General features: G+C 61.4%; 21 protein-coding genes. 9 read left to right on the top strand and 12 right to left on the bottom strand.

Annotation, left to right across the window (positions count from 1 at the left end):
* Positions 1–111 precede the first annotated feature (111 nt).
* Entirely contained in the window at positions 112–1,125 is a 1,014-nt protein-coding gene (locus AC04PH_RS06270; protein ID WP_483064885.1) for a hypothetical protein, read from the top strand.
* Between the two features lie 9 nt (positions 1,126–1,134).
* Here AC04PH_RS06270 and phaR read toward each other — a convergent pair whose 3' ends face one another.
* Positions 1,135–1,689 carry a polyhydroxyalkanoate synthesis repressor PhaR gene (phaR, locus tag AC04PH_RS06265; protein ID WP_483064884.1) on the bottom strand — a complete coding sequence of 185 codons (555 nt, stop codon included), beginning with the start codon at positions 1,687–1,689 and terminating at the stop codon, positions 1,135–1,137.
* 152 nt (positions 1,690–1,841) lie between these two features.
* Here phaR and AC04PH_RS06260 point away from each other — a divergent pair, with 152 nt between their 5' ends.
* Entirely contained in the window at positions 1,842–2,876 is a 1,035-nt protein-coding gene (locus AC04PH_RS06260; protein WP_483064883.1) for an ester cyclase, read from the top strand.
* 81 nt (positions 2,877–2,957) lie between these two features.
* Here AC04PH_RS06260 and AC04PH_RS06255 read toward each other — a convergent pair whose 3' ends face one another.
* Complete coding sequence (locus AC04PH_RS06255) at positions 2,958–3,401, bottom strand: phasin family protein (protein WP_483064882.1); 444 nt, start codon at positions 3,399–3,401, stop codon at positions 2,958–2,960.
* A gap of 251 nt (positions 3,402–3,652) precedes the next feature.
* Between AC04PH_RS06255 and AC04PH_RS06250 the strand changes: the two genes are divergently transcribed.
* Complete coding sequence (locus tag AC04PH_RS06250) at positions 3,653–4,072, top strand: GFA family protein (protein WP_483064881.1); 420 nt, start codon at positions 3,653–3,655, stop codon at positions 4,070–4,072.
* Between the two features lie 7 nt (positions 4,073–4,079).
* On the opposite strand, the gene AC04PH_RS06245 is transcribed toward AC04PH_RS06250, so the two are convergent.
* Positions 4,080–5,885: a PHA/PHB synthase family protein gene (locus AC04PH_RS06245; RefSeq protein ID WP_483064880.1), complete on the bottom strand. Its 1,806-nt coding sequence runs from the start codon at positions 5,883–5,885 to the stop codon at positions 4,080–4,082.
* A 74-nt stretch (positions 5,886–5,959) separates the two neighbouring features.
* Between AC04PH_RS06245 and phaZ the strand changes: the two genes are divergently transcribed.
* Positions 5,960–7,282 carry a polyhydroxyalkanoate depolymerase gene (gene phaZ, locus AC04PH_RS06240; protein ID WP_483064879.1) on the top strand — a complete coding sequence of 441 codons (1,323 nt, stop codon included), beginning with the start codon at positions 5,960–5,962 and terminating at the stop codon, positions 7,280–7,282.
* A gap of 9 nt (positions 7,283–7,291) precedes the next feature.
* On the opposite strand, the gene AC04PH_RS06235 is transcribed toward phaZ, so the two are convergent.
* The 7 genes from AC04PH_RS06235 to AC04PH_RS06205 form a co-directional block, all read right to left on the bottom strand.
* Complete coding sequence (locus tag AC04PH_RS06235) at positions 7,292–8,005, bottom strand: alpha/beta fold hydrolase (RefSeq protein ID WP_483064878.1); 714 nt, start codon at positions 8,003–8,005, stop codon at positions 7,292–7,294.
* A 93-nt stretch (positions 8,006–8,098) separates the two neighbouring features.
* Complete coding sequence (locus tag AC04PH_RS06230) at positions 8,099–8,953, bottom strand: alpha/beta hydrolase (RefSeq protein WP_483064877.1); 855 nt, start codon at positions 8,951–8,953, stop codon at positions 8,099–8,101.
* The gene (locus AC04PH_RS06225; protein ID WP_483064876.1) at positions 8,946–10,283 is read right to left on the bottom strand and encodes an MFS transporter; all 1,338 of its coding nucleotides are present in this window, start codon (positions 10,281–10,283) and stop codon (positions 8,946–8,948) included. The genes AC04PH_RS06230 and AC04PH_RS06225 overlap by 8 nt, the downstream gene beginning before the upstream one ends.
* 76 nt (positions 10,284–10,359) lie before the next feature.
* Entirely contained in the window at positions 10,360–11,115 is a 756-nt protein-coding gene (locus tag AC04PH_RS06220) for an alpha/beta fold hydrolase (RefSeq protein ID WP_483064875.1), read from the bottom strand.
* Complete coding sequence (locus tag AC04PH_RS06215) at positions 11,112–12,404, bottom strand: MFS transporter (protein WP_483064874.1); 1,293 nt, start codon at positions 12,402–12,404, stop codon at positions 11,112–11,114. The genes AC04PH_RS06220 and AC04PH_RS06215 overlap by 4 nt, the downstream gene beginning before the upstream one ends.
* Before the next feature lie 50 nt (positions 12,405–12,454).
* Positions 12,455–13,051 carry a hypothetical protein gene (locus AC04PH_RS06210; protein ID WP_483064873.1) on the bottom strand — a complete coding sequence of 199 codons (597 nt, stop codon included), beginning with the start codon at positions 13,049–13,051 and terminating at the stop codon, positions 12,455–12,457.
* A 134-nt stretch (positions 13,052–13,185) separates the two neighbouring features.
* Positions 13,186–13,815, bottom strand: a complete 630-nt coding sequence (locus AC04PH_RS06205; protein WP_483064872.1) for a HupA family protein — start codon at positions 13,813–13,815, stop codon at positions 13,186–13,188.
* A gap of 183 nt (positions 13,816–13,998) precedes the next feature.
* Here AC04PH_RS06205 and thrS point away from each other — a divergent pair, with 183 nt between their 5' ends.
* Complete coding sequence (thrS, locus tag AC04PH_RS06200) at positions 13,999–15,993, top strand: threonine--tRNA ligase (RefSeq protein ID WP_483064871.1); 1,995 nt, start codon at positions 13,999–14,001, stop codon at positions 15,991–15,993.
* Positions 15,994–15,999: 6 nt separating this feature from the next.
* Here the strand turns inward: thrS and AC04PH_RS06195 are convergent, their stop codons facing one another.
* Positions 16,000–16,326 carry an arsenate reductase family protein gene (locus AC04PH_RS06195; RefSeq protein ID WP_483064870.1) on the bottom strand — a complete coding sequence of 109 codons (327 nt, stop codon included), beginning with the start codon at positions 16,324–16,326 and terminating at the stop codon, positions 16,000–16,002.
* 127 nt (positions 16,327–16,453) lie between these two features.
* On the opposite strand from AC04PH_RS06195, the gene AC04PH_RS06190 reads away from it, so the two are divergent.
* Both AC04PH_RS06190 and AC04PH_RS06185 read left to right on the top strand, forming a co-directional pair.
* Complete coding sequence (locus AC04PH_RS06190; RefSeq protein WP_483064869.1) at positions 16,454–16,660, top strand: cold-shock protein; 207 nt, start codon at positions 16,454–16,456, stop codon at positions 16,658–16,660.
* A 422-nt stretch (positions 16,661–17,082) separates the two neighbouring features.
* Complete coding sequence (locus tag AC04PH_RS06185) at positions 17,083–18,069, top strand: hypothetical protein (RefSeq protein WP_483064868.1); 987 nt, start codon at positions 17,083–17,085, stop codon at positions 18,067–18,069.
* On the opposite strand, the gene thyX is transcribed toward AC04PH_RS06185, so the two are convergent.
* Complete coding sequence (gene thyX / locus AC04PH_RS06180) at positions 18,059–18,982, bottom strand: FAD-dependent thymidylate synthase (RefSeq protein WP_483064867.1); 924 nt, start codon at positions 18,980–18,982, stop codon at positions 18,059–18,061. The two genes, AC04PH_RS06185 and thyX, sit on opposite strands and share 11 nt — an antisense overlap.
* 176 nt (positions 18,983–19,158) lie before the next feature.
* On the opposite strand from thyX, the gene AC04PH_RS06175 reads away from it, so the two are divergent.
* Together AC04PH_RS06175 and AC04PH_RS06170 are read left to right on the top strand one after the other, a co-directional pair.
* The gene (locus AC04PH_RS06175; protein ID WP_483064866.1) at positions 19,159–20,289 is read left to right on the top strand and encodes a hypothetical protein; all 1,131 of its coding nucleotides are present in this window, start codon (positions 19,159–19,161) and stop codon (positions 20,287–20,289) included.
* Between the two features lie 7 nt (positions 20,290–20,296).
* Complete coding sequence (locus tag AC04PH_RS06170; protein WP_483064865.1) at positions 20,297–21,694, top strand: hypothetical protein; 1,398 nt, start codon at positions 20,297–20,299, stop codon at positions 21,692–21,694.
* The last annotated feature ends 38 nt before the right edge of the window (positions 21,695–21,732 follow it).

Here is a 21,732-nt window from a genome sequence, read left to right as displayed (position 1 = left end):
CGCAGTGTCGGCCCCGCCCGGGCAGGGAGACGGACCGCATGCGCCAGACAATATCAGTTCATTCCGTGGAGAAGGTTTTTGACGCCAGTTGATTTCGGCAAGGTGAAACGCGTGTTCTTGAGTGCAGCGGTCGTGGCCGCAATTCTTCCGCAATCGGTTCTGGCACAGGCCAGGACCTATTCCTGCGACAAGGGCGAAGTCACCGTTCGGTCCAGCGAACAGTTGACGCAGACTGAATGGGAGATCGTCGTCGGTGGCGTGCGCCCCGGCTTCAGCCATCACGTCTTCCGCAATCCGGACGGCACCTATTCCTGGCAGCGACAAGCCGAAATGCGCTCGATCTGCCGCAAGGCGCAGGCCTGTGTCCCTGGACCGGCGGCCAACCCGCTGGGCCTTGCGATTGCACCGATGATCCGCATCGGCCCCGACGGCGAGATCGAAGCCTGCACAGAACCTGACCCGCCACGCAGCGTCAATGTAATCGCCTGCCAGCCCGATGGCGGCTCGGAGATTTCCGTGCTGCAAAGTGACGATTTCGCGGCGTTTGACGCGCTCGGCCTGTCCGGTCCGCCGTCCAGCGAATACGATCTGCTGCGGGACAGCGAAGGCCGCGCCTATTGGACCATTTTGCAGCCTGGTGACAAGGACGCGCTTTGCGCCCCCGAAGAGCAGCCAGACGATCCTCCGGAAGACGATCCCGCCGATGGCGATCCGGTCCAGCCCCTGGCATCGGCGGGTGACGGCCCGCTGGTGAACGGTGTCTGGACGATGAACACCGACAGCATCACCTTTTCAGAGGAATGCAGCCCGGAAATCATCAGCACCACGCGGCCGCAGTTCGATGCCATGACCCGCACCATGACCATCACATGGCCCACCCCGTTCACGATCGACCCGATGTTCCCCGCCCGTCAGGTGCAGGGCACGTGGGAAGACCGCGGCGGCGGAAACTGGAACCTTGAGATGGTCCGGCAGGAGGTCGACGGCCAACTTATGGCCCTGGTAAACATGAACGCGCAGATCCAAAGCCCCGAGCGCATCACATGGGTGCAGGATGCGCAAATCCGCATCATGGACTATTGCCAGTTTGTCGGACGGGGCGAATTTGTCAGGAACGGCGGCTAAGCCCGCGTTTTACTTACCCATCTTCGACAGTTTGTCCTGCATCGCCTTCAACTGGGCCTTGATCTCGTCCAGATCGTCGTTGTCCGTATCGGCGGCCGCCTTTGATGCGGAGGTCGTCGCGCCGCCCATCATGCCCCCGGTCATGGCTTTCATGAACGCCTCCTGCTGGGCGCGCATCGCGTCGAAACCGGGCATGTTCGCCATCGGGTTCATCGAGGTCATGTTTTCCATCGCCTTTGACTGGCCGTCGCGCAACATCTCGAAGCTGGCGGCGAGGAACTGCGGCACGACGCTGGACGCTTGGGAGGTATAGCTGCGCACCAGATCGGTCAGGATATCGACGCCCAGCACGCTTTCGCCGCGGCTTTCGTGTTCTGCGATGATCTGCAGCAGATATTGCCGGGTCAGGTCGTCGCCGGATTTCAGATCGACGATCTGCACCTCGCGGCCCTCGCGGATGAAGGTCGCGATATCCTCCAGCGTCACATAGTCGCTGGTCTCAGTATTGTAGAGACGACGGCTGGCATAGCGTTTGATCAAGAGCGGTTTGTCGGTAGCGGCCACGGTCTGTCCCTCCCAAGACATTTTGCAGTGCAGAGAAGCCTATGCTGCATCTGAAAAAAAAGAAAGCGCAATGCGGGACGGGCGGCGACCGGTCTTGTCTTTCGCGCGCGATTTGCGCAGCGTCTGCCGCGAGCCGCAAGATGGAGCCATAGATGTCCCCCGCAGCAATCAAGGCCGTGATCGCCCCCTACCGGACCGCCATGGCCAGTTATGAAACCGCCGAAGTGAGCCATGCGCTGGCCGACAGTTTCGCGCCCGCTGCGCAACTGCTGATGTGCCACCCGTTCGGGGAGCTGAGCGGCGCGGAGGCGTTTCAGACCACCTGCCTTGCGCCACTGCATGCCGCGATACCCGATCTGGAACGCCGCGACATGATCGTCATGGCGGGCACGACGCCGCAGGGCCAGGACTGGATCGGTACCATGGGCAACTACATGGGCACGATGACGGGCGATTTTCTGGGCATCCCGCCGACGGGCGGGTTGGTGCACATGCGCTATCACGAATTTTTTCAGGTCGTGGACGGCAAGATCGCGCAGATGCAAGCGATCTGGGACCTGCCGGAATTGATGATGCAGGCCGGTGCATGGCCGATGGCACCACAACTGGGGGCGTATCTGTGCACGCCCGCCCCTATGTCGCAGGACGGGCTGACCGTTTCGGGTGATGGGCAGGTCGCCGTCGATCAGGTGATCGCCATGCTGACCGACCTTTGCAAACACCCCGCCGACCCGGACCCCGCGGTCATGCGGCTGGAGCATTACTGGCACCCCCGGTTCAACTGGTACGGACCTGCGGGGATCGGAACGGCGCGGGGTATTTCCGGTTTCCGCAACTGGCACCAGATCCCATTCCTGCGCGGGATGCCCGACCGCAAGCTGGACGCGATGGGCGATCTGATGTCGCATTGGGTCGGCGAGGGCGATTACGCCTGCGAGACCGGCTGGCCCAACATGCGGCTGACGCTATCGGGCGACGGCTGGATGGGGATTGCGCCCTCGGACAAGGAAGTGCTGCTGCGCAGCCTGGATTTCTGGCGGCTGGAAGACGGCCTGATCCGCGAAAACTGGGTATTGGTCGATCTGCTGGACCTTTATGCGCAGATTGGCGTCGACGTGCTGGGCCGGGTGGCGGAGTTCAACAAGCGGCGCAACATCGGGCGGATCACGATACCCGGCGGTATGTAGACAAAAAAACGGCGCGCACCGGAGTGCGCGCCGCCTGAAACGTACGGACCTCTAGGGAGGATCAGCCCGGTAACTTCGGACTTACTTCGCGGCTGCTTTTTTCGCAGTGGCGGTCATCTCGTTGGTGGCTTTCTTTGCGGCGGCGGTCATGTCCTCGGACATATCCTTACCAGCAGCCATCATCAGTTCCAGCGTCTGCGTCTGCACCTTCTTCGCGATCTCGGCGAAAGCGGACATATGCTCTGCAGCGGCTTCAGCATTGGCGGATGCGAAATCCGTCATGGCTTTTGCGTAGTCGGCAGGCTCTGCCTTGGCTTTGGACATATCCTGCAGCTTGGTCAGGGTGTCCTGTGCCCACTTGGCGGACAGGTCGGTCGACTTTCCAGCGGCGTCGATCGCGACGGCGGACATTTTCTCGGCCAGAGTGGTCTGGGATTTGAAAGCGTCGTCGAATGCTTTGGTGTCGACGGGGAATGCGCCCATCATGTCTTTGAAGACGGCGGTGAAATCTTGTGTCTTAGCCATTGTCATACCCTTTCAGGTTTCTGTGTGATGCGGGGGGAGGACCCGCGCTTTTCGTTCTGATCTCTATCTACATGCTGCAGTGCGGCATTTCAAGTGATTTTCTGCACTGCAGCATAAATTTTTGCGCCCGCACAAAATCAATGACTTAGCGTAAATCTTGTCGCACGCAGGCGTATTATTCCCGCCAATACCCCTTGTTTTGCGGGGCCTTGTGGCGAATTATGGCCCGGCGACATAACGGGAGGATGACGATGCCGGACGTAAGACACACGGGGCAATGCCACTGCGGTGCGGTCCGATTCGAGACAATCCTGACAGGTGGATTGGACGCACCCCGGCGCTGCACCTGCTCCTTTTGCGCGATGCGCGGTGCTGTTGCATTTACCGCCCCGCGTGATCAGTTTCACATTACCCAAGGTGCTGCGGCGCTGACGCTCTATCAGTTCAATACAATGACAGCCGAGCATTACTTTTGCTCGACCTGCGGTATCTACACCCATCACCGCCGTCGGTCGAACCCGGATGAAATCGGCGTCAATGCCGCCTGTCTCGACGGCGTGAGCCCGTTCGATTTCGCGGAAGTCTGGGTTCACGAGGGGCAGCGCCATCCGAACGACGACCCGGACGCGCCGGAATATGCGGGCGTGTTGCGTTTTACGCGCACGCCCTAGCGGCGGATCAGTCCGGCCCCTGCCCTTTCACGTATTTGCCGGGTGCGGGTGCCAGTGGCGGATGGCTCGTGCTGCCGGGGGTGCGCGCGGCGACTTTCTTACCGGATTTCTTCGACAGCCATTTGTCCCAGCGCGGCCACCACGATCCGTCATGCCGGTCGGCGGCGGTCTGCCAGTCTTCCGGCGGCAGGTCCATATCCGCATTCGTATAGTGGCCGTATTTGTTCTTGGTCGGCGGATTGACGATGCCCGCGATGTGACCGCTTTCAGACAGGATGAACGTCTTGTCCTTCGATCCCATCTGCTGAATGCCGCGATAGCTGCTTTTCCACGCGGCGATGTGGTCGGTCTCGCAGGCGATGGCGCAGACCGGGACCTTGACCTCTGACAGTTTGACGGTCGTGTCGGCGATGGGAAAACCGGTCGTCGCAAGCTGGTCGCCCTGACACAGCCCGCGCAGGTATTCGACGGACATTTTTGCAGGCAGGTTCGTCCCGTCGCCGTTCCAGTAAAGGAGATCGAAGGCGGGCGGCGTCTTGCCCAGCATGTAGCTGTTGATCGCAGGGCCATAGATCAGGTCGCGCGAGCGCAGGAAACTGAAGGTGCGCGACATATAGAACGACGACAGGATGCCTGCGTCCTTCACCTCTGCCTCGATCCCGTCGACGAAATCGTCATCGAGGAACACGCCGACCTCTCCGCGGTCGGAAAAATCGGTGAGCGTGGTGAAGAAAGTGGCAGCGTTGACGGACTTGTCTTTGCGCTGCGCCATCAACGCCAGCGTGATCGACAGGGTGGTGCCTGCGATGCAGTAGCCCACGGCGTTGATCTTCTTGACGCCGCAGATGTCCTTGACCTGCCCTATGGCGTCCAGGAAGCCGTCCTCGACGTAATCCGTCATCGCGGTATCGCGATAGGCCGGTGTGGGGTTCACCCAGGACACGATGAACACGGTATAGCCCTGATCGACGGCCCATTTGATCAGGCTGTTCTGCGGTTTCAGGTCGAGGATATAGAACTTGTTGATCCAGGGCGGGAAAATCACCAGCGGGATTTCATGCACCTTGTCCGTCGTGGGCGCGTACTGGATCAACTCGTACATATGGTTGCGATAGACGACCTCACCCGGGGTGGTGCCAAGGTTTTTGCCGACCTCGAAAGCAGTCTTGTCGGCCAACGTGACGACCAGTTCGCCGTCGTTCGCCTCAAGGTCCGCGATCATGTTCTCAAGGCCGCGCACGAGGCTTTCACCTTCGGTCTCGGCCGCGAGTGTCAGCGCCTCGGGATTGGTGGCGAGGAAATTGGCCGGGCTGAACATATCGACTATCTGCTGGCCGAAGAATTCCAGCCGCCGCTTTTCACCTGCATCCATCGTGTCGATGTCGGCGATGGCGGTCTGCACCGCCTCTGCGTTCATCAGATACTGCTGTTTGATGTAGTTGAAATAGGGGTTCGTTTCCCACATTTCGTGGCTGAACCGGCGATCCTTTGGGGTGTCGTCGGCGGGGGGCGTCAGATTGCCCTGCGCCAGCGCGTGCTGCGCCTCGACGAAATGTTTGACCGATTTGCTCCAGAATCCCAGCTGATGCTCGATGATCTTGCCGGGGTTTTTCATCATTTCGGTCATGTAGGCCGATGCTGCCGTTGCATAAAGATCGGGCGACGGGCCCTGCAAGGACGGCGGAACCTGCTTTTTCTGCGCCATCGCCGCCAGCAGGCGTTGGGTCAGTTCCTCGATACGGGCCAGATTTTCCTCTAGTTTGGTCACATTCTGACCAGATGTTGTGGCGGAGATTGAATCATCGGTTGTCATGGCTATCTATGCCCCCTACCGTGCACCTGCAGCATTTGTCAGGTGACAACGCGCAGACGCAGGAGTGTGTTCGGATGAAGTATATGATGACGTACGACATGATGGAAGGTATGCGGAACACCAACCAGTGGCTGGGTGCCACCGCACGTGCCTTTGCGTCCTATCCTGTCATGTCGATGACCACCAACCCTGCGATCGACTGGCTGAAAGCCTGGGGCGAAGTGACAGAGCGCACGTTCAGCCGGATGGTGGTGAAACCGGATTGGAACATCCCGCCCGTCAAGGGGGCGACGGGGCGCGACTATCCCGTCGTCATCGAAACCGTGATCGAGCGGCCATTCGGCGATCTGATCCATTTCACCATCCCCGGCCGCGATCCATCCAAGCGCCGGGTGCTTCTGGTGGCGCCGATGTCGGGACACTATGCCACGCTGCTGCGCAAGACCGTGATCAGCCTGCTGCCCGACTGCGACGTCTTCATCACCGACTGGCACAATGCGCGCGACATTCCGGTCAGCGCGGGCAAATTCGACGTCGAGGACTACACCCGCTATCTGGTCGATTTCATGCGCGAACTGGGGAGTGATCTGCATGTGATCGCAGTCTGCCAGCCCGCGCCGCTGACGCTGGCCGCCACCGCCTATCTGGCCGAAGAGGACCCCGACGCGCAGCCCAAGACGTTGACGTTGATCGGCGGCCCGATCGACCCGGACGCCGCGGCGACGGATGTGACCGATTTTGGCCGTAGGGTGACGATGGGCCAGCTGGAACAGACGATGATCCAGCGCGTGGGCTTCAAATACGACGGCGTCGGGCGCATGGTCTACCCCGGGCTTTTGCAGCTTGCGTCCTTCATTTCGATGAACGGCGAGACGCACGCCAATGCCTTCCGTGACCAGATCATCCGCACCGCCAAGGGCGAGGCGTCCGAGCACGACAAGCACAATGCATTCTACGACGAATATCTGGCCGTGATGGACATGCCGGCGGAGTTCTACCTGTCGACGGTCGAACGTGTCTTCAAGGACCGCGATATTGCGCGCAATGATTTCACCGTCGACGGCCACAAGGTCGATATCGGCAAGATCACCACCGTTGCGGTGAAGATCGTGGAGGGCGAGAAAGACGACATTTCCGCGCCGGGTCAGTGCCTTGCCGCGCTCGACCTGTTGACCGGTCTGCCCGACAGCAAGAAGGCGGCACATCTTGAGCCGGGTGCCGGTCACTATGGCATTTTCGCGGGCGGCAGCTGGCGTAAGAACATCCGCCCGCTGGTGCTGGAGTTCATCGACGCCAACAGCGACACCGCCAAGTCGGCCGCAAAGCCCAAGCTCAGGGCTGTGTCTTCGAAAAAAGAAGGCGATATTCCCGACGGGTTGGAAGACGTCGCCGTCTGACCTGGCGCGCTAGCGCAGGACGAAGGGTTCCGCCATCCAGCTTTGCAGGATCGCAGTGCTGCGGTCGGGGCGTTCCAGCGTGGGCAGGTGGGCCGCGTCGGGCAGGATTTCAAGCGTGGCGTAGGGGATCATCCCGGCCATGAATTCGTGGCGGCGCACGGTGTTCATGACGTCGTGTTCGCCGCACATCACCAGTGCGGGCACCTTGATCTTGCGCAGGATATCCTGCTGATCGCGCCTGCGCTGGAGGGCGCGCGCCTGCTTGACGTAGGCGGTCGGCCCCAGCCCATGCGCCATGTCCTGCACCAGCGCCGCGACCTCGCCCCGGTTGGCGCATGGGCCAAGTTTGTCCGGGGCCAGTTCGTGACTGATCACGTCGTTCATCCGCCCGGCCCGCGCGGCGATGACCAGCGGTTCGCGGTTGGCTGACACATCGGGTGTATCCGCCTGCGGGTTGGTCGCGATCAGCGCGATGCGCAGGATCCGCTGGGGGGCGCGGCGGAACAGTTCCATGGCGATCATGCCGCCCATGCCCATCCCGGCCAACGCGAATTTGGGTGGCGCATCATCCAAGACCGCCGATGCAATCTCCTCGATCCGCTCGCCATGCCGGGTGGCCACGAACTGCACGGAATGCTGCGCGGAAATCGCCGCGATCTGGGGTGCAAAGACCCGGGCATCGCACAGAATGGGCGGAATGAGGATCAGGGTTTCGCGGGTCATGCGGGTTTGCCTTGCTTGCCCGCCGCGATACCACAGGCGGGCGGGTTTGGGCCCTTCTAGGCCCTGCCCCGCGCCACCCGCAAGGCCCACCCGTCAGATTGTGGCGACCCAGTCGACAATCCGCCGAACCAGCGGGCCGGTCTGGCCGGGGCTGAAGATGTCACCGGCCATGATGTGCCCCATGGGGTCGTCGTCGGGTGTCTGGATCAGCGGGACATGGCTCACCGGGCCGCCCCAGCGCGCCATTGTCTTTTTGATCGCCTTGGCGTCGACGACCTGATCGTTTTCGTTCACGGCCAGCAGAGTCGGCGTCGTAATCTTTTCCAGTGGTGCCGCGCGGGCGGCACGCACGGCCTCGCCCATCGGGTGGGCGGCGATGCTGGGATAGGTGGTCGTCCAGTATTGCGCGTGCTCAGGACTGATAACGTCAAAGCGGCGAGTCGGCCCGGCGAGCAGATGCCCCCAATGGCGCGAATAGGGCGCGTCGAGCAAAGCCTGTGCCGCGCGGTGGGCCAGCCCGTAGTTCGGGGACACCTGCACCAGCCCTTTCATTTTAGCGCCGTCGACCAAGGCAAGCGCCGCGAGCGTGCAGCCGGTGGAACATCCGATCACCAGCGTCTCGCGGCCCAGCGCCGCGCCGATGTCCAGCGCCTCTTCCACATCCGCGCGCCAGTCGGCGAACCGGGCCTGCGCCATTGCATCGCCATCCTGACCATGCCCGGTCAGGCGTGTGAAAAAGAGATTGGCGCCAAGTTCATCGGCGACACGATCAGGCAAGGGGCGCAACTCGCCACAGGAGGCGGAAAACCCGTGCAGGAACACGACCGATATATCCGTCCGGGCGCGGTCACCGGCCCAGACGATCTGTTTCTCGCAGCCGGGGCGCAGGCGCGGCACCTTTGCTTCTGCCGCGCGCAAATCGTCGTCGAGTGTAGTCAGGTCAGGCATTCAGGCGGCGCACCATGGGTTGATAGAGGCCTATCAGACCTAATGCGGAGAAAAGCAGAATTCCAGCGGGGACCAGCGTGATCGTGGATTGCAGGGTCGCCAGCGCGGTATCGGTCTGTGCGATGACCTCGCCACGGCTTTCGCGCCACCCGGCCTGGCTCAGGATCAGTCCAAGCAGCGCCGGGGCCAGCGCGTTGGCGAGCTTCTGACCGAAGAGCCAGAGCGCGGAAAACGCGCCCTCGATGGCGATGCCGGTCTCGCGGCGTGTGATGTCCATCAGGTCGGGGTAGATCGCCCATGGGATCTGCTGGTAGGCGCCGTTGGTCATCCCCGCCAACACGAAAAGCCCGGCCAGCAGGGTCACATCGACGGAGGGCAGCGCACGGTAGAGGCCGTAGAGTAGCACCGCGTAAAGGCACAGGCCCAGCACAAGTGCGGCCACCTTTCCCAGCCGGTTGGACAAGAGGACCCAGATCGCCTGCGACAGGATCGAGCCGACGACAAAGGCCGCGAACATAAGGCTGAGCGTGGTCAAGGCGCGCGCGGCACCTGACAAGGCCGTTTCGCCACTATCCACGATCAGGTAGATCGCCGCGAAGGGCAGACCTGCCGTGATCAGCGCGATGGCCAATGTCATGACGCCATAAAGCACGGTCAGCACCACAAATGGGCGGTTCGCCAGCACCAGCCCGAACATCGCCCCGAACCCGACTGGCGCGGGCGTGGCGATCCGCGGCGCGTTGCGCGTGGCATAAAGCGACAGCCAGACCGCACCGACGATCAGCGGCGTCACGGCAAGGGCGGCCTTGGCATAGCCCATACCCTGCGCCAGCCCCGGGATCAGCGCACCGCCGACGAGGATGCCGACGCTCGCGAAGGCCATGCGCCAGCCGGTCATGGCAGAACGTTCCTGCGGGTCCTGCGTGATCTCGCCCGCCTGCGCGCCGTAGGGTATGGCGATCATGGTGAAGCCGATGGTGGCGAGGATGAAGAAGCCGGTGACCCAGATCAGCAGCCCGATCTGGGCCATGTCCTGCGGCACGGCGAAGAGCGCCACGACGGCCCCCGCCATGACGACCGCGCCCACCGCCATCCAAGGCGCGCGACGGCCCCAGCGGCTGTGCGTGCGGTCGCTGAAATAGCCGATCAGCGGATCGGTGACCATGTCGAACACCAGCACCGCGGTCGTGACCAGACCCGCAATACCCACCGGCACGCCCAGCACGGATGTCAGAAACGCGAGAATCAGCAGTTGCTTGATCACCACGAAGACCACGATCCCCATGTCGGCCAGCCCCCAGCCCGCCTTTTGTGCCGTCGTCAGCGCCATTTCCGTCCCCTCCCAAGGCCAATGTCGCGCGACCCTAGGGCCGCACGATCAATGCACAAAGCGTGACGTGGCGTTGTCAGCGGACCATCACGTCCAGAATGCTGTCGGTGATGAGGCTCAGGCAGGTATCGTCGGAGAACCGGTGGTCGGCACCGTCCACCAGCGTCAGGCGCATGTCCGGGCTATCGGCATGGTCGAGCAGGCGCAGCGCGACGCTCATGTCGACATCCGCATCCGCCGTGCCTTGCAGGAACCGCACAGGAAATGGCAGCGGTAATGGGTGGCGCAGGACCAGCCTGTCCCAGCCTTCCGTGATCAGCCGACGGGTGATGATATAGGGATCGCCGTAATCGGACGGCAACGCCACTTGCCCCTCGTTTTCCAGTTGCTGCCGCTGGGCTGCGTCGAAGCCCGCCCACATGCTGTCTTCGGTGAAATCGGGGGCTGCGGCGATAGTGACGAGACCGGCGATCCGCTCCGGCTGGTCGCGGGCCAGCAGCAGGGAAATCCAGCCGCCCATGCTGGAACCCACGAGGATCAGCGGGCCGGACAGAAGGTCGATGATCGCCGCCGCGTCCTCGAACCAGTCACCGATGGTGCCGTCGGTGAACGCCCCATCGCTTTCCCCGTGCCCGGAATAGTCGAAGCGCAGAAACGCCTGCCCGCGTTCCTTTGCCCAGCGTTCCAGATGCACCGCCTTCGTGCCCTGCATGTCGGATTTGAAGCCGCCCAGAAATACGACCGCCGGGCCTGTTCCATCGGTCAGATGATAGGCGAGCCGCCGCCCCTGCGGCGTCATGAAAGTGGGTGTCATATCGGTCTTGTCGGTCATGATTGTTGCACCTCGTCCAATTCCCACGCCAGATATGCGCCGACCAGACACAACACCGCCATCGCACCGATGGCAAGCGGCACGGACCATGCGGCGACTAGGGCAAAACCTGCCCCACCGCCGATAATGAACAGACCAACCACGGTGTTGGACACGGCGGTGTAGGCGGCCCGGTCGTCCGCGCCCGCCATATCGACGAGGTGGGTCGAGCGGCCCTGCCGGACGCCGTGGTAGGCAATCATCAGGCCGAAGAGGACGACGGGCATCACCCACGTCATGCCGGCAAGGTCAAACGCCGCGACCGCAAGTGCCGCACAAAGCGACGCTGCCCCGGCGAGACCCGCATAGATCAGGACCCGGCGCGACGAGGTGTCCGACAGCCGTCCCCAGACGAAAGAGGAAACCAACGCGGCCAGCGAGGAGGCCAGAACCAGAAGCCCCAGCTGATCGAGGCCCTCGGCATCGGCCCCCGTGAGCATGACGAGATAGGGCGGGGCGAGTGCCGTGCCGACGAGGCAGGCGCGGGCCGCGATGAAGCGGGCCAGTTGCGGCCGGTCGCGCAGCAGCCGCAATTGGGACAGCCCCGCACCAGCCTCGCTTTCGCCGCGCTCTTGCACCTCGTCCAGCGTGGCGAAAAGCAGCCCTGCGCCGATCCAGCACAGTGCCGCCAGCACGAGCGCGCCGACCACGAGGTCAAATCGCGGGAGGACGCCGGTCAACAAGACCGCCGCGAACACAATCACCGCCGCTGCCGAGACCGAGCTTGCCAGGCCGGTCACGGTTCCGCGGCGCTTGCGCCCGACGGTTTTGCCGAGCACGTCCTTGTAGCTGACCGAACAGACCGAGCGCGCCAGCGCCAGCACGGCGAGCAGCGCCACGATCGTCGTACCCGCTGCCGCGCCCTGCATCGTGAGGGCCGCCAGCGCGATGGCGGCGACGCAAATCCCCTCGACGATGGCTCCGCCTGCCCAGGCCCATTTGCGTTGCCGCATCCGGTGGATCGGCGCGGCGGTCAGCAACTGGGGCAGCAGGGCACCCGCTTCGCGCACCGGCACCAGCAGACCACCCCAGAGCGCGCCCGCCGACAGATGCGTCAGCAACCAGCTGAGCACCAGTTTGGGGTCGACCAGCCCGTCGGCGATCTTGGACAGGGTCAGGCTGACGGCGTGGCGCAGGAAATTGCGGGGCTCGGCCGCTTGTGCTGTCTCTGACATCGTGTCATCGGCGGAAGTGGTGTCGACCACGGCGTCGAAAACGGCCTTGGCGGGTATCTCGGGTGTCTTGCTCATCACGCGACTGCATCACAGCCGTGGGGTCACCGCAAGATGCAGGCTCTCGGTTACGGGGTCTGTGCGGCCACGGCCTGACCGAAGACTTCCGTCGTCACACCCGCCAGCGACACCTGTCCGTTGACGCCTGCATCGAGGAATTGACCCGACAGGCCGCGAAAGCCGCCGACCATCGACACATCGTAGGATCGCGCGGTACCCGTCGCCTGCAGATCGCCGGTCAGACGCGCCAGCAGCGCGGGCGGGCCGACGGTGGTGACGGCACCTTCGACGATCGTCAGTTGGCCATCGTAGGATGCGCCGCCCTCGCCCACGAAATCCCTTGCCCGTCCGGTCGCGGTACCGCCCGCGTCGATATCCAGAGAGAGGTCCAGCGTTCCCGCGACGGCCTCGGCATCATCCGTGTTGACGATCAGAACACCGAGATAGTCGACGCTGCCGGGCAGAAACGCGCCGGCCTGTGTCGGGGGTGCCGTGTCGGCCAGGATACCGATGTCCGCGATGCGGCCGATGCCATCCTGAAAGGAGGTGAGCCGCGTCGGATCGGAATCATCCTCGATATCCATCGGCGTACTGGTGCCACCGCAGGCAGACAATGCGCAACAAACAGCGATGCCGCAGGTGGTCGGGAATTTCCATGCTGCCATCGTGTGTCCTCTATTGCCGGTCAGGCACCTGACGATACGGAGAAGTTGGTTAACGACAGGTAAATTCCGACCGGGAACCCGTCGGGGCTGTAGCATTTGCGGGCCGGGCCATCGTACCGGCCCGCAAAGCGGTATCAGTCGCGCAGACCTTCGGTGAAGAGACCGCCGACAACAGTTTCACGTCCGGTTGCGCGGGATTCTCCGACGCTGACGGACGTAAGCGCGTCTGCATTGGGGCCCAGCAATTCCGAGCCGACAATTCCAAGGTCGTATTGCGCGGTTTCGCCCGAAACTTTGACGAGTTCTCCGACCACAACGCCAAGCACCGGATCAAAGATGAAGGACCCGTCGATTGCGGTCGCCGACCGCGCGAGCAGTTGTTCCGCCACATCTTCGTTTTCGACATTGATACCGGCCACGTCGATTTCGAAAAAGTTGTCGGCTGTCCCCGACACCGTATCGGTCGCGAAATTGGCCGTCACCGTCGACTCACCAAGCGCCGCGAAAGTCGGTGTGGGGTCGGCCTCCAAATTTGCTCCTGCCGCGTATTCTACAGCGACCGCGATACCGGAATAGGTGACGCTTCCTGTCGTAGGAATATTTGCCTCCGGCGTATCGTTGAGCATTTCGGTCGTGTCCGAGACACGTTCACCGATGGCACGCAGATCATCGAACGCCGCATTGCCGTTGCTGGTGCTGGACCCGCCGCAGGCCGCGAGGGCAAGGATGGCGGGGAGTGAGAGATACTTTATCGAAACGTTCATTTTGTAGTCCTTCCTGAAAATGTAGCGCCACCGTAGCGACGGTCGGGCGCAGGTCAACGCAAACCGGAGCGCCCCTGATATAGCGGCAGTGCGCTTGACACCTGCCGCACCCTCGCCCAGAAGACCTGCACATAACTTGCAACCGGGCGTTCCGTGGGCGCCAAACCGACGAGGAGCCTGCAGATGGCCCAGATTTCCCTGACATTTCCCGACGGCAACGCACGCCAGTACGACGCCGGTATCACCGCCGCCGATGTCGCTTCCGATATTTCCAGCAGCCTGCGCAAGAAAGCGATCAGCGCCAACGTGAACGGACAGCACTGGGACCTGCAGTGGCCGATCGATGCCGACAGCAGCATCGCCATCAACACGATGAAGGACGAGGAACCGGCGCTCGAACTGGTGCGCCACGACCTTGCGCACATCATGGCGCGCGCGGTCCAGGAGATCTGGCCGGACGTGCAAGTGACCATCGGGCCGGTGATCAAGGATGGCTGGTACTACGACTTCGACCGCAAGGAGCCGTTCGTGCCCGAGGACCTCGCGCTGATCGAAAAGAAGATGAAAGAGATCATCAACAAGCGCGACGAAGTCCGCACGGAAATCTGGGACCGCGACCGCGCGATCCAGCATTACCAGGATAAGGGCGAGCCTTACAAATTGGAGTTGATCGAGGCGATTCCCGGTGACGAGCCGCTGCGCATGTATTGGCACGGCGACTGGCAGGATCTGTGCCGTGGGCCGCATCTGCAGAACACCGGCCAGGTGCCGGGTGACGCCTTCAAGCTGATGAACATCGCCGGGGCCTATTGGCGCGGCGACAGCGACCGGCCCATGCTGCAACGCATCTACGGTGCCGCCTTCACGAACAAGGAAGGGCTGAAGGCCCACCTGCACCGGCTGGAAGAAGCCGCCAAACGCGATCACCGCAAGCTGGGTCGCGAGATGGACCTGTTCCACATGCAGGAAGAAGCCCCCGGTCAGGTGTTCTGGCACCCCAACGGCTGGACGATCTACACCGAACTGCAGGATTTCGTGCGCCGCAAGCAACGCGCGGGCGGCTATGTGGAGGTCAACACCCCGCAGGTCGTCGACCACAAGCTGTGGGAGAAATCGGGCCACTGGGAGAAGTTTCAGGAAAGCATGTTCATCGTCGAAGTGGACGAGAGCCGCACCGAGGATGGCGACAACGCGCAGAATTTCGACGAGCGCGTGAACGACCCCAAGCACACGCGGGTCAATGCGCTGAAACCGATGAACTGCCCGTGCCACGTGCAGATTTTCAATCAGGGCCTGAAATCCTATCGCGACCTGCCGCTGCGGATGGCAGAGTTCGGGTCCTGCGCGCGCTACGAGCCTTCGGGCGCGCTGCACGGGATCATGCGGGTGCGCGGGTTCACGCAGGATGACGGGCATATCTTCTGCCGCGAGGATCAGATCGAAAGCGAGACGGCGGTCTATATCGACTTTCTATCGTCGATGTACCGCGACCTTGGCTTTACGGAGTTCAAGGTGAAATTCTCCGACCGCCCGGAAAAGCGGGCCGGCACGGACGAGACGTGGGACAAGGCCGAGGCCGCCCTGTTGTCGGCCACGCGCGCAGCGGGAATCGAACCCGAGATGAACCCCGGCGAGGGCGCGTTCTATGGCCCCAAGCTGGAGTTTGTGCTGACCGACGCGATCGGTCGCGACTGGCAGTGCGGCACGCATCAGGTGGATTTCGTCCTGCCGGACAGGCTCGATGCCGATTACGTGGGCGAGGACGGCAACAAGCACCGTCCGGTCATGCTGCACCGCGCGACGCTGGGGTCGTTTGAGCGGTTCATCGGTATCCTGATCGAGGAACACGCAGGCAAACTGCCGTTCTGGCTGGCACCGCGGCAGGTCGTCGTGGCCTCGATCATTTCGGACGCCGATGACTACGTTAACGAGGTCGTGACCGCGCTGAAAAAGGCGGGCATCCGGGCCGAGGCGGACACGCGCAACGAAAAGATCAACTACAAGGTCCGCGAACATTCCCACGGCAAGGTGCCCGCGATCCTGGCCATCGGCGCGCGCGAGGTCGAGGACCGGACGGTGAACCTGCGCAGGCTGGGCGAAAAGCAGACGCAGGTGGTGCCGCTCGATCAGGTCGTGGCGGATTTGAAGGTCGAGGCGACGCCGCCCGATTTGCGCTAGGCGTGGTCAGCCGTCCAGCCAGACGGCCTGCGCCTGCTTGTCCCAGCCAATCGTCCACTGACCATCCGCGATCACCGGGCGTTTCATCAGCGTGGGGTGTGCGGCGAGCAGCGTCGCCGCATCCTGCGCCTTTTCCGCATCCGACAGCCCGCGCCATGTGGTCGACGCGCGGTTGATCGCGCGGTCGGGGAACCGTGTCGCAATGGCCGCGATATCCTCCGCCCCCAGCCCGTCGGCGCGCACGTCGATCACCTCCGGATCGTGGCCCGCCGCGCGCAGAGATTTCAGCGCCTTGCGGCACGTATCGCATGTTTTCAGACCGAAAAACCGCATATCGCCTCTTCTTTCAGCACAGCGCGCGTGTGGAACCATCCGCCGCCCGCATCGTTTGTCTTTTCGAAGATCGCACTAAAACTAGGTGCAGACCAGCGGTTTGCACGACACGAAACGGAGAATTCCCATGCCCACCGGCACAGTCAAATGGTTCAACACGTCCAAAGGCTTCGGCTTCATAGCACCCGATGAGGGGGGCGCGGATGTCTTCGTGCATATCTCCGCGGTGGAACAATCCGGCCTGACCGGCCTCGCCGATGACGAGAAGGTGACCTACGACCTGATCGACGGGCGTGATGGCCGGAAGATGGCGGGGAATATTTCTATCAACTAACGGCGTCGATAACCTTGTCTGAAAATAAGATTTTTCGTTTTTTATCAATCATTTGACCCGTATCGGGCATCAATTGCTATGATGGAGACTTTCTTGGCGTTACGCTCAATTTTAATTCACATTAATGCCTAGACAACCATCAACACAAAGTTAATTTGGACCTCCTCCTAGAATTTCTTGAAGAATCGTGCAAGATCATAAAAGTTCTTAGCTCGGAGTAGAGATTTTGAGAAAGTCGCAACGGCATATAGTATTCTTTTTTTTGATATTGCTACTGATCTGCTGCGCGATGTTCATAGTCGGTGAATTTCTCGGCCCCACCGCCAGAGATGCTATCGTTCCAATAGCTGCAGATGGCTTCAAGACAACGTTAGGTGCGGTAATTGGTGCGCTAACAGTATTTGCGGGGGTCGGAAGGGGAGATGGTTGATCTTGGAAAACTAGGACTTACATTTGCGCTCTCATTGGCTGCCTCACCCTGTATGGCACAGGACACAAGCGCCGCATTTGAACGAGTGATGATTTGTGCGCTGGGTGCCGGTATCAGTGTTGATGCTGATTTGGAGGGTTCATTAGAAACGATTTTTGATGGTGATCAAACTCAGGGTTCCGCAGAGGTAGAGATTGGCGCTTTGGAGTTTCTCAGTCTATTCCCCGAAGTTGAACGTATTGTGGCTTATAGAATTTATCAAGAATGTATATTAGGGAACGAGAACCGAAGCGACGCAACAGAGAAAAATATTGTTCAAAGAGTCTCTCTCGGAATGTCTGAAGAATTTATACGTCAAGAATTTGGAGTGCCAACTACTTCATCCTGTGGAATGGCGATTTATAGCTCTGGAGAAGAGAAATTGTCTCTCCAATATAGCGATGGCCAAGTATCTGCTTTTTCGCTGACAATTGGCAGAAATGGCATTCCAGAAGGCCAGTATGAGACCAGCGCGCTTGAAGCAGGGACCGGAACATTTGCTAGCATCTATTCGGTGCTAACTGACAGCTATTTCTTGCCATGCGGCTTTGATGGAAACGTCGGCAATAGAGGAGGTTATTTCGGAATAGAATGCAGCACAATTGGGCTAGACGGTGCTTCTACGATGCACCAACATTTTCGAATAAGCTCGCATATAAAGTATCTGTACGGATTCTCTTATGGCGAAGACGAGACGAAACACGTACATGAACTCATAGATGGTGACGCTGCCGAATATCGTTACTATCGCCTTGCAAACAGTCCCATGTATGAAATTGTAAGAGAAATAAATCTTGACAGTGTATGGGGTCGGGGCAATCAACTAACTACGATAACAAGTCAACCAGCTTTTGATGAGCTTGAAGATGAGTGGCTTGGGGCTTTTGGCGACATTTCGCCAAATGAGATCATTGTAGGTAATTTCGATCCTAGGTGTTAACAATCTCCTCAAACTCCCGCCATTCCCCCTTGCTCATCCCGCTCGTTTCCTGCGTGACCGTCTCGCCTTTCAGCATCCTCCGCAGGCACTCCAGGCCCTTGGCCGACAGCACCGCGCCGCCCATGCGGTAGTCCTCGAACGCCGCGTAGGCGGCTGGGACCCAGTCGGCGACGACCTTGCAGATCGCGTCGGCATAGACGCGGATTTCGTATTGGGCGTGGGCGTCCGCGCGCAGGCGCAGAAAGTGGAAAAGGTTATGCAGGTCCACCTTCCAGTACCACTGCGTGTAGATGTTGGCGGGCAGGTTCATACGGGCCAGTTCGCGGGCCAGGCCCTGCTTGCCGCCCTCCTGATCGGAGGTGTCGGTGATCATCTCCTCGTAGTGATCATAGGCGCGCGCGGCGTCGCCCTTGAGGATCTCCAGCACGCGGGCGGATTCAGCTTCCGTTAACGCCTCTCCCCTCCCCTGATTGTTGACGACCGATTGCGCCGCCAGATGGGAGGGTTCGGGGATGTAGAACTCACGATCGAGAATCGAATACCGGGCGGAATATTCGTTCACGTTTGCCGTCCGATGACGAATCCACTGCCGTGCAACAAAAACCGGCAGCTTCACGTGCAGTTTTATTTCGCACATCTCGAAGGGTGTGGAATGCCAGTGCCGCATCAAGTAGCGGATCAGCCCGGCATCGTTCTGCACGGATTTGGTACCCTTGCCGTAAGACACGCGCGCCGCCTGACAGATCGCGGCATCGTCGCCCATGTAGTCGATGACCCGGATAAATCCATGATCCAGAACGTCATAGGCGCGGTAGAGGTGCTCCTCCATACCCGGGGAAACCGCCCGCAGGGTCGGCTGCGGATTGCCGCGCAGCGCGTCGATTTCGGCCTGTTGGTCGGCGGTGATCGGCATCGTTTTCTCCTTTGGGCATGCGAGTCGTCGTTTACTATATCTTGAGGGTTGTGATCTAAAAACCTCGATATCGCGTAAAATATGGTGCGTTTGGAACCTGTGGCACATTGACTCCCCGCGACACGTTAAGGATGATCCGGCAAAACAAACCAACAGATAATTGTACAGGCCCCGTCATGATCCGAATGTCTGCTCCGCTTCTTCTCATCCTGTCACTGGCCGCGTGCGGCGACGGTCAGCCGTTCACCTTCGACGAGACCGGCAACGGCGGCACGACCGGCGACAATGGCGGCGGCGGCACCGATGGTGGAACCAACGGCGGCACGACCGGCGGCAGCACCGCGGACGCCGCGGGTGGCAACAACCCCGACGGAAACACCGGCGCCACGGATTCGCTCAACACCGGCACCGTGCGCCCACCGCAAAGCCAGGATCTGATCGCGCGGGGCGACATCATCCGCGCGGAAGCGGCAGGCGACAGCACGACCAACGGTCGCGTATCTGCCGTGCAGTACAACGCGACCAACGATACGTTCATCGTCGACGGGCTCGGATTCGACGGTGAAAACACCTATTCGCGCGGCGACCCGATCTCGCAGCTGGCCTCTTTCCAGGTTTACGAGGCGGATGTCGTCGCGCCCGACTTCCTGACCGGCAACGCCATCGACCAGGTGCGCCCCTTCCGCGCCATCTACGGGGTGAGCAACAACAGCCTCGACAGCGGTGAGCCGCGGACCTCTTTCGCGATTGTCCGCACCGGCGATTTCACGGGTTTCGGGTTCGGCGGCTACCTTTACGAGCGTAACGGAAACGTGGTGCTCCCATCGACCGGTCAGGCCATCTTCACCGGCGATTATGCAGGCGTGCGCGTGTTCTCGGGCCGAAGCGGGATGGAACTGACGCAGGGCGACATGGAAATCGCCATCGACTTCCGCGACTTCAACGACAACAACGCCGTGCGTGGCGCGGTGACGAACCGGCAGGCGTTCAACATCGACGGCTCCCCGGTCGCACTGGGTGGAGAAGGCGGGCTGATCCTGCCGCGCCTGCCCTTCTCGATCACCGTCGGCGGCACCGATATCCAGCCGAACGGCGAATTCAGCGGCCGCGTCGCCAACTCGGTCCTGTCGGACACCGGATCGCGCGTGACCTACGAGGAAGGCAACTATTACGCGGTGCTGTCCGGCGATACGACCGATCCCGCCGACGGTGGCGAGATTGTCGGTGTGCTTGTGGTGGAATCGCTCGATCCGCGCTATCAGGAGGTTACTGCTCAGGAAACTGGGGGCTTTATCGTTTACCGCTGAGGGCACAATGACATTTTCCAAAGGCGCGATTTTCGCACTCGGGCTGTTGGCGACACCGCTGACAGCCCAAAATATTCAGATTACACCCAACGACCTTTTTGCAATTTCCGTGCAGGCGCTGCGCGACGGTAACGCCGCCGCTGCCGCGCAGGGGGCGGATGCGCTGCTTACACGCAATCCCGGCGATGTCGCATCGCTGATCCTGCGGGCCGAGACGGCCATTGTACTGCAGGATTATCCGACAGCTGTTAGCCAGGCGCGGCGCGCATTCTTTGCGGCAGAAGGTCGCGAGCCGACCTTTGCCGCGGCGCGGCTCGTGGCGCTCGCCCATGCCCAACAGGGCAACGACACACGCGCACAGATCTGGCTGCGGCTGGCCCGGCAATATTCGCCGAATGCAGAGGCCGCGAATGCCGTCGCGGAGGATTACCAGTTCCTGCGCAACCGCAATCCGTGGTCGACCAGCCTGCGCTTCGGCGTGACGCCAACCAGCAACGTCAACAACGGGAGCGCAAGCCGGACAACCCAGCCGACGGAGTTGCTGCAGGCACTCAATACCTTTTTCGGTCGCGACCCGAATGCACCTGCCGAACTCAGCGGGGACGCCCGTGCCCTGTCGGGTTTCGAGATCAGCGGTGGCGTGAACACCGCCTACCGGCTGAACGTGACCGATACGAGCGCGACGTTCCTGACCGCCAACCTCAATTACCGGACCTACCGGCTGAGCGAAGACGCCCGCGACCAAGCCCCCGATGCGGAAGGGTCCGACTATGCCGACGGCACGCTGTCGTTCGGAGTGACCCATCGCTTTATCGGGCGGCCCGGCGATTTGCCGACCTCGCTCAGCTTTCAGGTCGGGCAAACCTGGTATGCCGGCGACCCCTATACCCGTTCCGCGACACTGACCGGGTCGCAGGACTTTGCGTTCGGGCCGAACGACAGGGTGAACGTGGGCGTCACGCTGCAGCGCACCATCGGATTGCAGGATCAGGCCCCAATCAACAGTTTCGGCGTGACCGGAACCTGGACACACGCCTTTGCCTGGGGCGACAGTGCGCAGTTCAGCCTGGGCGTGCGTGAAAGCGACTCCGAAACGCTGGACTCGGATTACACATCGTTGCGAATCTCGGGTGACTATTCGCTGGCCGAGCCGATCTTCGGTCTGAACCTCGGTTTCGGGCTGGAACTCGAGGATCGCCGTTATGACGATTCGCGTTTCGACGTCGGTTTCAACGAACGGGTCGACCAATCAGCGACCGCCCGTCTGCGCGCCGTCGTCACGCAGGTCGAGTATTTCGGTTTCCAGCCCGTCATCACGCTGGAGGCGACGCGGCAGGAGTCGACCATCGACCTGTTCGACCGGGAATATACCCGTCTGGGGTTCGATCTGCAGTCATCGTTCTGACGTCGTCTCTTGGCCCGCCTGCTCGCGCGCCCTAGGTT

The organism is Yoonia sp. KMU-150 (assembly GCF_056858355.1).
This window is presented reverse-complemented; position numbering and strand designations above follow the sequence as displayed.

What these genes read in the sequence shown, in the direction of transcription:
- AC04PH_RS06185 (WP_483064868.1), top strand. Translation starts at nt 17,083, where the DNA reads ATGGTTGATCTTGGAAAACTAGGACTTACATTTGCGCTCTCATTGGCT.
- AC04PH_RS06260 (WP_483064883.1), top strand. Translation starts at nt 1,842, where the DNA reads ATGTCCCCCGCAGCAATCAAGGCCGTGATCGCCCCCTACCGGACCGCC.
- AC04PH_RS06195 (WP_483064870.1), bottom strand. Translation starts at nt 16,326, where the DNA reads ATGCGGTTTTTCGGTCTGAAAACATGCGATACGTGCCGCAAGGCGCTG.
- AC04PH_RS06245 (WP_483064880.1), bottom strand. Translation starts at nt 5,885, where the DNA reads ATGACAACCGATGATTCAATCTCCGCCACAACATCTGGTCAGAATGTG.
- AC04PH_RS06215 (WP_483064874.1), bottom strand. Translation starts at nt 12,404, where the DNA reads ATGAGCAAGACACCCGAGATACCCGCCAAGGCCGTTTTCGACGCCGTG.
- AC04PH_RS06225 (WP_483064876.1), bottom strand. Translation starts at nt 10,283, where the DNA reads ATGGCGCTGACGACGGCACAAAAGGCGGGCTGGGGGCTGGCCGACATG.
- AC04PH_RS06190 (WP_483064869.1), top strand. Translation starts at nt 16,454, where the DNA reads ATGCCCACCGGCACAGTCAAATGGTTCAACACGTCCAAAGGCTTCGGC.
- AC04PH_RS06205 (WP_483064872.1), bottom strand. Translation starts at nt 13,815, where the DNA reads ATGAACGTTTCGATAAAGTATCTCTCACTCCCCGCCATCCTTGCCCTC.
- AC04PH_RS06210 (WP_483064873.1), bottom strand. Translation starts at nt 13,051, where the DNA reads ATGGCAGCATGGAAATTCCCGACCACCTGCGGCATCGCTGTTTGTTGC.
- AC04PH_RS06170 (WP_483064865.1), top strand. Translation starts at nt 20,297, where the DNA reads ATGACATTTTCCAAAGGCGCGATTTTCGCACTCGGGCTGTTGGCGACA.
- AC04PH_RS06175 (WP_483064866.1), top strand. Translation starts at nt 19,159, where the DNA reads ATGATCCGAATGTCTGCTCCGCTTCTTCTCATCCTGTCACTGGCCGCG.
- AC04PH_RS06255 (WP_483064882.1), bottom strand. Translation starts at nt 3,401, where the DNA reads ATGGCTAAGACACAAGATTTCACCGCCGTCTTCAAAGACATGATGGGC.
- thyX (WP_483064867.1), bottom strand. Translation starts at nt 18,982, where the DNA reads ATGCCGATCACCGCCGACCAACAGGCCGAAATCGACGCGCTGCGCGGC.
- thrS (WP_483064871.1), top strand. Translation starts at nt 13,999, where the DNA reads ATGGCCCAGATTTCCCTGACATTTCCCGACGGCAACGCACGCCAGTAC.
- AC04PH_RS06235 (WP_483064878.1), bottom strand. Translation starts at nt 8,005, where the DNA reads ATGACCCGCGAAACCCTGATCCTCATTCCGCCCATTCTGTGCGATGCC.
- AC04PH_RS06220 (WP_483064875.1), bottom strand. Translation starts at nt 11,115, where the DNA reads ATGACCGACAAGACCGATATGACACCCACTTTCATGACGCCGCAGGGG.
- phaZ (WP_483064879.1), top strand. Translation starts at nt 5,960, where the DNA reads ATGAAGTATATGATGACGTACGACATGATGGAAGGTATGCGGAACACC.
- AC04PH_RS06230 (WP_483064877.1), bottom strand. Translation starts at nt 8,953, where the DNA reads ATGCCTGACCTGACTACACTCGACGACGATTTGCGCGCGGCAGAAGCA.
- AC04PH_RS06250 (WP_483064881.1), top strand. Translation starts at nt 3,653, where the DNA reads ATGCCGGACGTAAGACACACGGGGCAATGCCACTGCGGTGCGGTCCGA.